Annotated in this window: 11 protein-coding genes; 4 read left to right on the top strand and 7 right to left on the bottom strand. The window is 69.5% G+C overall.

What is annotated here, in order from left to right; translation table 11 throughout:
- Window positions 1-2 precede the first annotated feature (2 nt).
- Window positions 3-2,798, bottom strand: a complete 2,796-nt coding sequence (locus H0X95_RS06915) for a type VI secretion system Vgr family protein (protein ID WP_080331228.1) — start codon at window positions 2,796-2,798, stop codon at window positions 3-5.
- Between the two features lie 477 nt (window positions 2,799-3,275).
- Between H0X95_RS06915 and H0X95_RS06910 the strand changes: the two genes are divergently transcribed.
- On the top strand, window positions 3,276-3,539 hold the full coding sequence (locus tag H0X95_RS06910) for a PAAR domain-containing protein (RefSeq protein WP_006497567.1): 264 nt from the start codon (window positions 3,276-3,278) through the stop codon (window positions 3,537-3,539).
- Window positions 3,540-3,575: 36 nt separating this feature from the next.
- On the top strand, window positions 3,576-4,973 hold the full coding sequence (locus H0X95_RS06905; protein WP_196445980.1) for a hypothetical protein: 1,398 nt from the start codon (window positions 3,576-3,578) through the stop codon (window positions 4,971-4,973).
- Between the two features lie 222 nt (window positions 4,974-5,195).
- Here H0X95_RS06905 and H0X95_RS06900 read toward each other — a convergent pair whose 3' ends face one another.
- Together H0X95_RS06900 and H0X95_RS06895 are read right to left on the bottom strand one after the other, a co-directional pair.
- Window positions 5,196-5,531, bottom strand: coding sequence for a hypothetical protein (locus tag H0X95_RS06900; protein WP_012492516.1), 336 nt, complete (start codon window positions 5,529-5,531; stop codon window positions 5,196-5,198).
- A gap of 273 nt (window positions 5,532-5,804) precedes the next feature.
- Window positions 5,805-6,551: a MipA/OmpV family protein gene (locus tag H0X95_RS06895; protein ID WP_069351984.1), complete on the bottom strand. Its 747-nt coding sequence runs from the start codon at window positions 6,549-6,551 to the stop codon at window positions 5,805-5,807.
- A 242-nt stretch (window positions 6,552-6,793) separates the two neighbouring features.
- Between H0X95_RS06895 and H0X95_RS06890 the strand changes: the two genes are divergently transcribed.
- Both H0X95_RS06890 and H0X95_RS06885 read left to right on the top strand, forming a co-directional pair.
- A complete protein-coding gene (locus tag H0X95_RS06890) occupies window positions 6,794-7,519 on the top strand; it encodes a response regulator (RefSeq protein ID WP_006490542.1) in 726 nt (241 codons plus the stop codon).
- Entirely contained in the window at window positions 7,520-8,905 is a 1,386-nt protein-coding gene (locus tag H0X95_RS06885) for an ATP-binding protein (protein WP_196445979.1), read from the top strand.
- Window positions 8,906-8,951: 46 nt separating this feature from the next.
- Here the strand turns inward: H0X95_RS06885 and H0X95_RS06880 are convergent, their stop codons facing one another.
- The 4 genes from H0X95_RS06880 to H0X95_RS06865 are packed head-to-tail and all read right to left on the bottom strand — an operon-like array spanning window position 8,952 to window position 13,862.
- Complete coding sequence (locus tag H0X95_RS06880) at window positions 8,952-9,992, bottom strand: FecCD family ABC transporter permease (RefSeq protein WP_196445978.1); 1,041 nt, start codon at window positions 9,990-9,992, stop codon at window positions 8,952-8,954.
- Window positions 9,989-10,969 carry an ABC transporter substrate-binding protein gene (locus tag H0X95_RS06875; RefSeq protein ID WP_006497573.1) on the bottom strand — a complete coding sequence of 327 codons (981 nt, stop codon included), beginning with the start codon at window positions 10,967-10,969 and terminating at the stop codon, window positions 9,989-9,991. Before H0X95_RS06875 ends, H0X95_RS06880 begins: the two co-directional genes overlap by 4 nt.
- 5 nt (window positions 10,970-10,974) lie before the next feature.
- Window positions 10,975-11,760, bottom strand: coding sequence for an ABC transporter ATP-binding protein (locus H0X95_RS06870; RefSeq protein WP_043205766.1), 786 nt, complete (start codon window positions 11,758-11,760; stop codon window positions 10,975-10,977).
- 11 nt (window positions 11,761-11,771) lie between these two features.
- Window positions 11,772-13,862, bottom strand: a complete 2,091-nt coding sequence (locus tag H0X95_RS06865) for a TonB-dependent receptor (RefSeq protein WP_196446010.1) — start codon at window positions 13,860-13,862, stop codon at window positions 11,772-11,774.
- Window positions 13,863-14,042: the final 180 nt, after the last annotated feature.

Below are 14,042 nucleotides of genomic sequence, written 5' to 3'. Positions count from 1 at the left end.
GCTCAGATCGCCTTGCCCGCGAGTGCGCTGCCCGACTGCATCGCGTGCAGCAGGCATTCGACACAGACCTTTTCGGGAAACTGCGGCAACGGCGTATTCAGTTGAGCGGGCCCCACGAATGCATGCTGCGCGGCATACACGACGAATTTTCCCGGGCAACCGAACGTGACGTCGCCACCTTCGATCGTCACGTGCGCCCCTCCGCTCACCGCGAGATGCACGGTCTTCTTCGCGGCGATCTCGACGTCCGCGCTCGCGGACGCGAGCGTCAGATCGTCGCGCGCGTGCAGGCCCAGCACATCGCGCTGCGCCTGCAGCGTCAGTCCGTCCTTGCCGGCGATCATGCCGATGCCGACACGCTCCGCATGGCTCGCGCCGGCCAGCCAGCCGATGCCTTGCCCGCTGTGAATGCGCAGCTGCTGCGCAGCGGCGAGATTGAAGTCGCCACCGCTGCCGAGCGACAGCGTTTCGCCGGCCGCCCATTGCAGGGCCTGGCCGGCAACCAGCCCGTGCCCGCCCCGTGCCTCGATGCCGAGCACGGCGTCGCCCGTGTGCGGCAGTGCGTTGCCGGTCGACCGCTGGGCGGCGTCGGCCGACGCCTGCGTGTAGCCGTTCGCGCCGACCGTCGTCGCGAAGCTCTGCGCAAGCGCATCCAGCGGCGCGGCGCTGCCGTTCAACGACGACTGGCCCGCCTGCTCCACGCCGCGCTGTGCGGCGAACGGCAGCGTCCCATGCGTATCGGCCGTCTGGTCGAATCGCCGAACCAATGCGGTGTGCCGCGCGAGCAGCGCCTGCAGCGCGGACGCATCGCCCGCCGGCTGGGCGGCGCCGGCAGGCGCGTAGCTCGACACCAGCAGGCCGCGCGTCGCACGCATTGCACCGTACGCATCCGAGCGCAATTCGACGCCCTGGCCACGAAAACTGCCGAGATAGTTGTCCGCCTGATGGCGCAGATGACCGAGGTTCAGTTGCGTGGCCGCGTGCGTAGTCGCCATCTGCAGGCGTCCCATGCCGTCCGAATCATCGGCGACGAGCTGGTTGTGGCCATGCCCGTCGAAACCCTGGCTCTTGAAGCCCGACAGCGCGCCGGCGTGATTGTGACGATCGGTGCCGCCGCCGGCGCCATGCCACGCGGGGCTCAGCCCGCTTGCCAGATTGCCCTGCGCACTCGGCGCATGATCGCCCGCCTGCGTGTAGATCGACGCGTCGAGCGGCTTGCCGGCCGCCCCGCCCGGCGACGGCGACTCGCCGCCTTCGCCGCGGCCATTGAACAGGCCGCCGAGCACGATCGGCCGGTGGATCAGCCCATGGTGAAACTGCACGAGGACTTCATGACCGATGCGCGGCAGCTGCTGAAGGCCGTGCCCGTCGCTCGCGAGCCGTTGTATGGCGCGCGTCGGATACGTACCCGCATCGTCTTGCGCCTGCCAGTGGAAACGAACGCGCAACCGCCCCTGCGCATCGGCGTGCACGGGCCCCGTCGAACCGGGCCGCGCGTCGCCTGCCGGCCCGACGACGATCGCCGTCTGCGCACCCAGCGCCGTCGGAACCGGATTGAGTCGCTGCCCGGTTCCGTCGGCCAGCGTGGGCCGCCAGACCTGCGTTCGCGGCACCGCATCGAACCGGTTTGCATAACCGCCGATCTTCGCTTGCCGGACCACGCGCGGATCGAGCGCCGCCGCCGGCAACGGCCCGAGTTGCCGTTCGATGGCCTCCATGACGGTCGCCGGCAGATTGTTGATCCCGACGTGCTCGACGCGCGTCAGCAGAAAATCCTCGGGCGCCGCGGCGCCGCGCACGGGCTGCCAGCCGGCATCGACGAGTTTCAGCGCGCGTCCTGCGCGCGCCGTGCGCAGCGTGCCGTAGCCGGTCCAGAAACTGGCGCGCGACACGATCGCATCGGCCTGGCGCCGTACCGTATCTTCCGCTTCGCGCAAGCTGTCGAACGCCTCCGGCCCGACGTCGTCGTAGAGTTCGCGCGCGCCCGCCGGCCGGCCGAGCGTCGTACTCGCGGTAGTCGCCCGGTTCACGCGATAATCGCTGCTGATGAGTGTGATGCGATCGGCCGTCAGCGACAGCGACTGCCCGATCCCGAGGATCACGTCGTCGGCGCCGGTCGCCGTCCCGCTCGAGCGGCGCGGCACCCCGCCGCGTCGCGCGGACGTATCGTCCTCGGCCAGTTGCGCGCTGTCGTCGAAGACCAGCATCGTATGCCCGGCAGGCGCGTCCTCGTCTTCGACGAAGCAGAACCCGAGGCCAGCCTCGGCCAGCAGATGCTGCACGAATTCGTAGTGCGTATGGGTTCGGTACTGCACGCGATACGCAGTAGGGCCCAGCGCATCGAGCCGCCGGCCAGCATCCGGCGTGAGGCGCCACCGCGCGATCCCGGCGTACGGCGCGAACACCGTGTCGAGCACGTCGGCAAGCGTCTGGTTCACAAAGGTTCGCTCGTCGCGCGCATGCGCGAGTGCGGCGAGCCACGGCACCATCCGGAGATGGTAGCGAGCGAGGCCTGCGTCGTAGCCCCTGCACTCGGCCTCGGCGACGAGGCCGCTGCGCAGCGTCGTCGTGCCGTTCGCGAGCGTGGTGCGAATCGCGACACGCTGCCCGAGCATCGCGTCGAGATCCAGTGCAGGATCCGTCGACAGCGCATCGACGCTCCATTCAAAGAGATCGGAGAGCGATTCGCGGCCGGTCCAGCGCTCGATTTGAAATGCCGCAAGCGCGCCCGATCCGTCCAGCGAATACAGGCGATTGAATGCGCCAAAAAGAGACGCAAATTCCGTGATGACGCTCATGCGATCCCGCTCTCTCAGGATTTGACGTTTTTAAATAGATATTGCTGCGACGAACACGGGATGATGCACGATTGCCGGCATCGCGCGATCGACATGCCGATCCGGCGGGAAATGCGCGGGCTCCCCCGCAACACCGCCCGCTGTCTGGCTGTACGCACGCCAATCGGATCAGATGATGCGACCCCTATTGAAGCTTACTATTTTAGATTACGTCGCGGGGCTTCGCCATAAGCAAACAGACCCGGATTTAAAAATGCCGGCCTTGACGTGCGGCCATCACGCACGATAATGACGGCCTTCGGCTCGAAAGCTACATTACGGCTCAATTGAAACAGGCAATTATTGCCGAAAGGTAATAAATACCCGATTCAGCCGAAATCGATTCGAAAAACGTTGCCGATGACGCGCGCGCCCTCCCGCACCGGCCGGCGAAGCCGCGCTGCATCGTCGATGATTCCAGCCAGGAGGCCTATCCGGATGACCCAACCCTTCATCGTCCTCGGGGACAAGCACAGCCATGGCGGCACCGTGACAAGCGCGTCCACGCTGTCGTCGGTCGACGGCCGCGGCATCGCGCGCCGCAACGACACGGTGACGTGTCCGATCCATGGCCCGAATTACATCGTCGACGGCGACGACACAATGATCGTGCAGGGCGAAGGCGTCGCGCGCGACGGCTACAAGACGGCCTGCGGCGCCGTACTGGTCGCGAGCCGGACGGCGGGCAGCGACGGCAACTGATACACGACGCCGCAAGTCGTGGGGGAATCGACGGAAATGATCACGCGATTGCGCAAGACGGCATTCGTCGCCGCGCTGTTCGTCGCGGTGTGGATCGCCGTGTTCGTCTGGTGGAAAACGACCCGGCATGCCCCCACCGCCAGGGAGTTGCTGCTGTGCGGGCTCGTGCTGCCGGCGGCCCTCGCCGTCTGCGCGGCATGGCTGCGCCGGGCGCTCGGCCCGCATCCGGCGCTCGCGGCCGTCGCACCGCCGAGTTCGTCCGCATCGACGGACGCCGCTGCCACGCAAGATCCGACGTCGCACACGTGGTCGGCCCTGCTGCTCGACAGCAGCGTGAGGCTGCCGACGGGGGCGACGACGGCAGACATCGATGCGGCGGCCCGGGAAGAGCGTTCCGTCGCGCTTCATCCCGAACTGCAACGCCTGGACGGAACCGGCGTATTCGCGAGCACGGTCGACTCGGTGTCGCTCGACCGGCTCGATACCAGCCTGCTTGCAACCGACGCGCGGGAAACGCTGCAGGACGAGCATTGGCGCGGGCTGCTGCTGGCCGCCGATGCACTCGACGAATTGCGCGAGCGTCATGCCGTGTTGTCCGGCGCGGCCGCCGACGCGCCGCCGCTCAGGCTCCATCTGCTGATGCCGGAGCGCTGGCGACCGGTCGCCGCCACGCTCGCCGCATGGCTCGATGCGCACGCGGCGCGGGAAGCCGTCGCACCGGGCATCGTCCGTGCGCAATTGCGCACGGTCGCCGATCCCGTACAAGCATGGGCGGTCGTCGACGAACTGATCCAGGCGTTGCACCTGCAACCGTCCGGCGAACTGCACGTCGTCCTCGCGTTCGATTCCACCGCCAGTCAGGACGCAGTCGACGCGCTGGATCGCGCAGGCCGGCTCTACGGTCGCGATCGGCCGAACGGCATGATGCCCGGTGAAGGCGCATGTGCATTGCTGCTCGGCCATCCCGACACACCGCATGCGATGTCCGTCCCGTCGATCCACCGGCTCGCGGCCGCGCGCCGCGCGGTTTCCGCCGATCACGGCAAGGCCGAAGCGACGACACTCGAACAGTTGCTGGCGGCGACGCGTACGCGCTTGTCGACGTTACGTCCCGATCTGTCGGCACCCGGATTCGTCACCGACGCCGATCAACGCAGCAGTCGCCGCACCGAAGTCGTGACGGTCAGCGAGCAGATCTGGGGCGATGATGCCGCCGAGCGCAGCCGCCACCTCGGGCTCGCCAACGGGGCGGGCGGCGCGGCGCTCGCGCTCGCTGCACTGGCCGTCGCCGCCGATCACGCGACAGAGGAAGGGCAAGCGGTATTGGCGGCATCGGTCAGCGACCCGCTCGCACGTGGCGTGATGCTCGTCACGCCGGCGATGACGGTCGACACCACGGCATCGGTGCCGCAATCCGGAACGGTCGCGGCGTGACATGACGCGCCGGTCAGCGCGGCGCGTCACGCGTCGTGCGAGCCCCGGTCGACGACGGTATCGAGGCGCCTGACCGCCGCGGACACCTATGCCGCTACCCGCGGCGATGAATCGCGACGCGTGCGGCCGACCGATCGGCCGCGCGCGACGTGCATGCCGGCGATAGCCGCACTCGCAAAAGCGACATCGGCCGCAACCGATTTTCGTCGGCGGCTGAATCCGTCACCCTCGCCGCACCCAGATCACTTTCCCGTCGCGAATGCCGAGATTGCGACGCTCCTCCCGGTAATCCATCGTACCCGGCAACGACTTGCCGTCGCGCTCGAGCACGCGCCACAGGCAGCCGTCGAGCAGCGCGGTCGCATCGGCTTCGGTCTTGCCGACCAGCGCATCGTCGGGCGCGGCATCCGCCTTGCATACCTGCGCGGCGCCCGGCTGCAAAGGGGCCCTGGCCGCGCCGCCGGCGGTGGCGTTGGGGTGTTTCGTGTCCATGTCCGCACATCCTGCAAAGGTTGCGCTCGCAACGAGTGCAACGAGCATCGCGATCGTGTTCTTCATCGGTTTCTCCCTGTCGCGGCCCGGCGGTCCCTGTGCGGCATTCGTGCACGACCGGGCGTCGCATGCGTGATCGGTTCCGCACGCCGCCGGCCGTTTCCTGACGAAGCCGGCCGGCGAATGGCGGCCTTTCGCGACCCGGCCGAGCCGGCTCGGCGCACCTGCGTCGCAGGCCCGGCCTGACGCCGAACCCGCCCGCATGTTACCGCACGCGGTTCGCGGCGACGGCGCGACGCCGAGGGTTCGTGTGCGCGCTGCGCACACCGGGCCATCCGCTCAGAACTTGTACGTCACGCCCGCGATGCCGTAATAGTTATTGCGCGACTGGACGATCGGGCTGTCGCCCGCGCGACCGAGCAGCCGCGTCACGCCGCCGGTCGCGAGCACCGACCAGTGCCGCGACAGCGACCAGGTCCACGCGACCGCCATCGCGGCGCTGTCGATTCCGCCGCTCACCGAATACGGCCGGAACCGGCTCGTCATCGACTGTGCGTCGGTCACGCCGTAGAAAGTCTGCATGTAGCGTCCCGAGCCCGCGTGCACGGTGCCCGTCACGACGATCTCGTGCTGCGACGTCTTGAGCACCGGCACCGCGAGATCCACGTGCCCCGACACACCGCGCGACGTGTGCGTGACGGGCGTATCGATCGTGACGCTCAGCTCCGCCGCATCGAAAAGCGTCACCCCGGCACGCACGCCGACGAGCACCGAGCCCGGAATCCGGCCCATCCCCTTCAGGTAGTCGGAGCCCGGCAGGTCGAAGCGGTTCTCGTCCGCGCGGCCCGCGTCGTAGCTCACCGCCGCCGACACGAACGCCCCGTGCGGCAGGTTCAGCCGATAACCGGCGCCCTCCGTGCTGTCGATGAAGAAGCCGTTGCCGAACGTGGCGGAAAACGACGGCGCAACGACGCCGCGATACTGGTTGCTGCCCGGGTAGCGCGGTGCGAACCCGCCGCCGAGCGACAACGAATACTGGTTTTCCGCGTGAGCGGCGGCGGCGAGGGTCAGGCCGGCGAGCGGCATGCAATAGCGGTAGCGGCGAAGTAATGGGCGCACAATATTGAGATAAGAGTGACGAAGCCCGCAGTCTAGGTGCCGCCCCGCGCCGAGACTGTCCTGAATGTGCGGCGAATCTGTGCTCAATTGTGTTCGATTGTTCGAGATTGTCGCCCCGCTGCCCCGGCCGCCGGTCCGCCGGATAGAATTCGCGTGCCGCGCCGCGCATCGGCCTGCGTGTGAGCTGGCGCGTGCATCCTGAGGAGACCATGAACGAAGTTCCGCTCAAATACCGTGTGCTGCTGATCGAGGACGACGATCGCCTCGCGCAGCTCGTCCGCGAATACCTCGACGGCTATGAATTCGCGGTGACGGTCGTGCGGCGCGGCGACCTCGCCGTCGCGGCGGTGCGCGAGCATCAGCCGGCCCTCGTGATACTCGACCTGATGCTGCCGAATCTCGACGGCATGGAAGTCTGCCGCCGCATCCGCGCGTTCACCAACGTCCCCGTGCTGATCCTGACCGCGCGTGCAGACGTGTACGACCAGGTCGCCGGGCTCGAGACGGGCGCCGACGACTACGTGACGAAGCCGATCGAGCCGCGCGTGCTGGTCGCCCGTGCCCGCGCGCTGTTGCGTCGCGCGCAGCCGGCCGCGGCGGACACGCCCGCAGTCGCGCCCGACGCGCTGGTATTCGGTGAACTCACGATCTCGCCGCCGAACCGCACCGTCACGTGGCGCGGCGAGCCGGTCGAGTTGAAGACCGCCGAATTCAACCTGCTGCTGATCCTCGCGCGCGCGGCCGGCACCGTGCTGAGCCGCGACGACATCCTGAAGCAGTTGCGCGGGATCGAATTCGACGGGCTCGACCGCTCGGTCGATTCCGGCATCTCGAAGCTGCGCCGCCGCTTCGAGGATGCGTCGTCGGAGCCGCACAAGATCAAGACGATCTGGGGTCGCGGCTACCTGTTCAGCCCTTCTGCGTGGGACGAATAAATGCTGCGCCCGTTGCTCCGGTTGTACCTCGTCGTGATCCTGTTCGTCGGCGCGTCGATCATCTTCATCCAGTTGTCGTTCGACCGGATCTTCTACGAGCGCGGCGCGCAGGCGCAGCGCGACTCGCTGACGACCTACTCGTTCGTGCTGAACGATTACCTCGAACGCCATCCGGGCGCGCAGCGCGAGCTCGCCTTGCGCGAATTGGCGCTGCACGGCCGCGAAGGATTCGGCTTCATGTCGATGGCCGGCGCGCGTGCGCAGCTGAGCGGCGCGCCGCTGCGCGATCTCGATGCCGGCAAAATCGCGATCAGCTACAACGGCAAGGATTACTACATGCCGCTCGCGGACGGCTCGGTGCTGCATGCGCGCCCGATCGAGGCGCCGGACCTCGACATCCGCATCTATGCGTACATGCTGCTCGCGCTCGCGACGCTGTTCGCGGTGGTGCTGTGGATTCACTATCACTGGCGCGACATTCGCCGGCTGCAGGACGCCGCGCGCGCATTCGGCGCCGGTACGCTGTCGACGCGCGTGAAGCTGTCGGGAAAATCGAACATCTACGAGCTGTCGCAGCAGTTCAACGACATGGCCGCGCGCATCGAGGCATCGATCAAGCAGCAGCGTGAAATGATGCACGGCATCTCGCATGAACTGAAAACGCCGCTCGCCCGGCTCGAATTCGGCCTCACGCTGCTCGCCGATCCCGACGAAACGGGCCGGATGCGCGAGCGTCGCGACGCGCTGCGGCGCGACGTGCGCGAACTCGACGAGCTCGTCACCGAGTTGCTGACGATCGGCCGGCTCGAACAGGGGGCGAGCGAACTCGCGCCGATGGAAGTCGTCGTCGACGCGCTGATCGACAGCGTCGCCGGCAACGTCGCGGACGACATCGCCGATCGCGGCATCGCGCTCGACGTGTCGACGCTCGACGCACCCGCGACCCACGTCTGCGACCCGAAGCTCGTCGCCCGCGCCCTGCTGAACCTGATCCGCAACGGCGCCCGCTATGCGTCGCGCAAGGTATTGCTGGCCGCCACCCGCGACCGGTCCGGCGCCCTCGTGCTGAGCGTCGACGACGACGGCCCCGGCATTCCGGCCGCCGAACGCGCCCGCGTGTTCGAGCCGTTCCAGCGGCTGGACTCGAGCCGCGACCGGCAGACCGGCGGCTTCGGGCTCGGGCTCGCGATCGTACGGCGCGTCGCGCAGGTACACGGCGGCGACGTGCGGCTCGAGGATTCGCCGCTCGGCGGCGCGCGCTTCGTGATCACGCTCCCCGCGCGTGCGCTGCCGGACAGTCTCTTCGACGTCGCGCAGCACGTGGAAAGCACGCATGTCGATGCGCGCCGCCGCAGCGGCACGGGCACGGTCGTCCCGCTGCGATGAAACAGGCGGCGGGTGTCCACCCGCCGCTGCCTGCCCGCCCCTTCGCTCAGCGCCGGCGCAACAGCGCGACGAAGAACAGGCTGCCGAACAGTGCGGTCACGATGCCGATCGGCAGATCCTCCGGCGCCGCGAGCGTGCGCGCGGCGACATCGGCCCACACGAGCAGGATCGCGCCGGCCAGCGCGGCGACCGACAGCAGCCGGCCGTGCTCGGCCCCGACGACGCGACGGCACAGATGCGGCGTCACGAGCCCGACGAAGCCGATCGCGCCGCTCACCGCGACCATCGCGCCCGTCGCGAACGACGCGACGACGAACACCTCGCGCCGCATCCGCGCGCTCGGCACGCCGAGCGACGCGGCGGCGACATCGCCCGACATCAGCGCATTCAGTTCGCGTCGACGCGCATAGAGCGCGCCGCCGGCGAGCACCGCGCACACGGCCGGCACCGGCAGCAGATCCCAGCGCGCGAGCCCGACGCCGCCGAGCATCCAGAACAGCACCGACGACGCGGCGCGCTGGTCGCCGAGATACAGCAGCAGATTGCCGAACGCGGCCATCATGAACGACACCGACACGCCCGCGAGCAGCAGCCGGTCCGATTCGAGCCGGCCGCCGCGGTAAGCGAGCGCGACCACGCAGCCGGTCGCCGCGAGCGCACCCGCGAACGCGGCGACCGACAGCGTGAACGGGCCGAACGCCGCGCCGGCCACCACCGTGACCGCGATCGCGCCGAGCATCGCGCCCGCGCTCACGCCGAGCAGGTGCGGATCGGCCAGGCGGTTCGCGGTCGCCGCCTGCAACGCGACGCCGACCGTCGCCAGCGTCGCGCCGACGAGCGCCGCCAGCAGCGCACGCGGCATCCGGATCAGCCATACGATGCTGTCGTCGCCCGATACCGCCGCGAACGCGTCGGCACCACCGAACGCCGACGCGGCGTGCGCGGCGACGATTCGTACGGCATCCGGCATCGCAATCGGCGCCGGACCGAACGCGGCCGACACGACGATCGACACGACCAACAGCACGGCCAGCATCGGCAGCACCACGCGCATGCGGGGCCGCGCCACCTGCCCGCGCACGCTCATCGTGCCGCGCCGGCGAATGCGGCCGGATACAGCGCGCGGGCGAGCGTCTCGACGGCCGCGACGTTCTCGGGGCCCGGCGTCGCCGCATCGTACGGAATCACAACGAAGCGCCGGTCGCGAATCGCGGCCACGCGCGCGAGCGCCGGCTGGCTCGACAGGAACTGCTGCTTCTGCGCGGCCGTGACCGCCGAATAGTCGACGATCACGATCACCTGCGGATCGCGCGCGACCACGCTTTCCCAACTCACCTGCGTCCAGCTGCGCGGCAGGTCGTCCATCACGTTGCGCGCGCCCGCCGCCGTGAGCAGCGCGGTCGGCATCGCGAGCCCGCCTGCCGTCATCGGCTTGTCGGTGCCGCTGTCGTACACGAACACGCGCAGCGGCGCCGGGCGCCCGATCGCGCGCGACACCGCCGCAAGCCGCGCGCGCATTCCGGCGACGACCTGCGCGGCGCGCGCATCGACGCCGAAGATACGGCCGAGATTGTTCAGGTCGCGGAACACGTCGTCGAACGACGCGGCCGACTGCTTCATCACGTGCGAACACGATTCGGTCAGTTCGTACGTGCGAATGCCGAACGGCGCGAGCGTCGCGGGCGTGACCGGCCCGCCGACGTGCATTCCGTAGTTCCAGCCCGCGAGATAGAAGTCGGCGCGCGCGGCGGCCAGCACTTCCAGCGACGGATACTGGCTCGCCAGTTCGGGCACGCCCCGCAACGCGTCACGCACGCGCGCGGTGCCCGTCTTCCAGCCGCCGATGCCCGTATAGCCGACGAGTCGATCCTTCAGGCCGAGCACGAGCATCATCTCGGTCAGGTTCACGTCGTTGCTCACCGCGCGCGTCGGCGCACGCTCGAACGTCACGTCGCGATCGCAACTGCGCACGGTCACGGGATAGGCCCCCGCATGACCGGCCGCGCAGCCGAGCACGGCAGCGGCAACCAGCCGGCGGGAGATGGAGGACAAGGCAGCAAGCATGGCGGTCATTCCGGATGAAGCGGCGTGATGCGCGGCCGGCCCGTGACGGGGTGGCGATCGACGAGCGCGGCGACGCCGAACACGTCGCGCAGCAGCGCTTCGGTCAGCACGTCGTCCGGCGCGCCGGACGCGACGACGCGGCCATGCGCGAGCACATGGAGCCGGTCGCAGTACGCGGCCGCGAGATTGAGGTCATGAATCGTCGCGAGCGTCGCGATGCCGAGGCGGCGCACGCGCGCGAGCAGTTCGAGCTGATGACGCAGGTCGAGATGGTTGGTCGGTTCGTCGAGCAACAGCAGTTCGGGCTGCTGCGCGAGCGCGCGGGCCAGCAGCGCGCGCTGCTTCTCGCCGCCCGACAGCGACGCGAAACGTTGCGCGCGACGCTCGACGAGACCGACATCGTGCAGCGCGGCGTCGACGATCCGGCGATCGTCGGCCGACTCCGCATCGAACGGCCGCTTGTGCGGCGTGCGGCCCATGCCGACCAGTTCGTCGACCGTCAGCCCGAAATCGTCCGGCGTTTCCTGCTGCAGCACCGCGATGCGCTGCGCGACCGCACGCGGCCGCATGCGCCACACGTCCTGCGTGTCGAGCGCGACGCGGCCGGCGTCGGGCCGCGCGTAGCGGAACACGCAGCGCAGCAGGCTCGTCTTGCCGCTGCCGTTCGGGCCGACCAGCCCGACGAACTCGCCGTCGGCGACCGTCAGCGTCACCGCATCGAGGACGTCGGGCGCGCCGCCGGGCGACCAGCGCACGCGTTCGATGTCGAGCATGTGGGTCACGGAGCGCATGTCGTGCCGCTTCAGAAGCGCATCGTCGCGACGAGCTCCGCCGAGCGCGACGGGCCGAGCAGCCATTGCTCGCCGCCGTTCGACGTCGTCACCGCGTACGTGCGGTTCGCGAGATTGCGCAGATACAGCGCGAGTTCGGTGCGCGACGTCGGCTGCCAGCGCAGCGACGCATCGAACACCGTATACGACGGCACCTGCACGCGATTCGCGTCGTCGCCGTAGGTCGCGCCGACGTAACGCACGCCCGCGTTCGCTTGCCAGCGCTCGGCGAACGCCCAGCCGACCCACAGGTTCGCGGTCTGCTGCGGCACGCCGGACGGCACGTTGCCGGCTCGCGACACCGTCGCGCCGCCAACCGTCTGGTTGAATGCGTCGTAGCGCGCACGCAGCAGCGCGACGTTCGCATCGATCGTCCAGCCGTGCGGCAGCCGCGCGCCGCCGGTCAGCTCGACGCCGCGCGACGACTGCCGGCCGACCTGCTGGCGCAGCGCCGGATTGAACGGGTCGGTGCTGAGCAGGTTGCGCTTCGTGATGTCGTACACCGCGACCGTCCAGTACGCGCGACCGTCGAGCAGCGTCTGCTTGAGCCCGGCTTCCCACTGTGCGCCGGTCGCAAGCCGGTCGTTCATCTGCGACGCGGACAGCGTCACGAGCGAGCCGACGCCCTCCGCGCCCGTCGTGTACTGCGCATACGCGCTGAACGTCGGCGCGATGTCGAACACGAAACCGGTGCGCCAGCCGATGTTCGCGAACCGCTTGTCCAAGCCCGCGCCGGTCGCCGCCTGCTCGCGGCTGAACGCGATGTGGTCGTAGCGCAGGCCGCTCACCCACGCGAGCCGCGGCAGCACCTCGAGCCGGTTCTCCGCGAATACCGCGGCCTGCCGCGCGCGCGTGCTGAACTGCGGCACGGTCGGGTCGGGGCTCGTGAAGACGCCGGGATCGAAGCCGTGCACGGGTACCGTCGTTTCGCCGCCGTACGGCGAATTGTTGGTACCGCTGAACGTGGTCTGGCTGAATTCCGTGCCGACGACGAAACGGTTCGCCCGGCCGAACAGCATCCCGTCGAAGCGTGCGCTGAGCCGGTCGCCGATCTGCCGCTGGTGGTGACCGATGTCGAGATAGTCGCCGCGCGTGACGCGCGCGGTCGCCGGGTCGAGCACGTACGATTCGGCGTTGCGCCAGTGGCGGTTGGACGTCAGATAGTAAAGCTGGTTGTCGATCGTCACGCCGGCCGTGGGCCGGTAGCTGGCCGACAGGCGCGTCCATTGGTCGTAGTAGGAAATCGTCGCGTCGCCGACCGTGTAGTTCAGCTTGCGCAGCGACGGATCGAGCACGCCGTTCGGCGCGGGCACGCCATAGTACGTCGCCGGCATCTGGCGCCCGTAGTCGTAGTCGAGCGTCAGCGTAAGCCGCGGGCTCACGTCGAATGTCAGCGCGCCGCCGATCGCCGTCGTATGCGTATCGGCCCGCTCGGCGAGACCGTTCGCGCGCGCATCGCTCGCGTAAAAGCGGTACGACAGCCGCGGGCCGAGCGCGCCCGTCGTATCGAACGCGAAGCGCTTCGCGCCGTCCGGACCGACGCCGACCTGCAGCGTCGTCTCGCGCGTGCGCTGCGGCCGCTTCGGCACCACGTTCACGACCCCGCCGATCGCCCCTTCGCCGTACAGCACCGATGCCGGGCCGCGCAGCACCTCGATGCGCGCGACCGACCACGTGTCGAACGGAAACGTGATCGTGCCGGCCGCCGGCATCAGCCGCACGCCGTCGAGCAGCGTCATCACCGACTCCTGTCCGCTGAAGCCGCGCACGCTCAGCGCGGTGCCGCCGGTGCCCGGCGCGATCGCACTCGCAAAGCCGGCCGTGCGCGTGACCGCGTCGAGCACCGTGCGATCGCCGCGCGCCTCGATCGTATCGGCCGTGACGGTTTCGACGCTCGCGGGCGTGTCGAGGCTCGCGAGCCCGAGCCGCGAGCCCGTTTCGAGCGGTTGCGTCAGCGGGTCGGCCGACGCGGACGATGCGGTGACGTTGATCGCCGGCAGCGCGTGCCGGTCGTCCTGCGCCGAGGCGGCGGCTTCGGCGGCCAGCGCGCCGGTGGTGGCCATCGCGCAGCCCAGCAAGGTCGTGCAACTGCGTGCCGCGCGTGCGCGCCAGGCGCCCGTGTTCCGGCGCGGCGCGGCATGGCGCCGCTCCCCGCGCGCCGGGGTATGTCCGGTTCTCGTCACGTCGTATCGATCTTCGTTGGTGTCGTCGCACGCGGCCGGCCCGGCAACCCGGCCGGCCGG

The sequence above is a fragment of the Burkholderia sp. 9779_493 genome, from assembly GCF_015712215.1.
GTDB lineage: Bacteria > Pseudomonadota > Gammaproteobacteria > Burkholderiales > Burkholderiaceae > Burkholderia > Burkholderia cenocepacia.
Note: the sequence above shows the minus strand (reverse complement) of the source record. Positions and strands in the feature narration are given on the sequence as shown.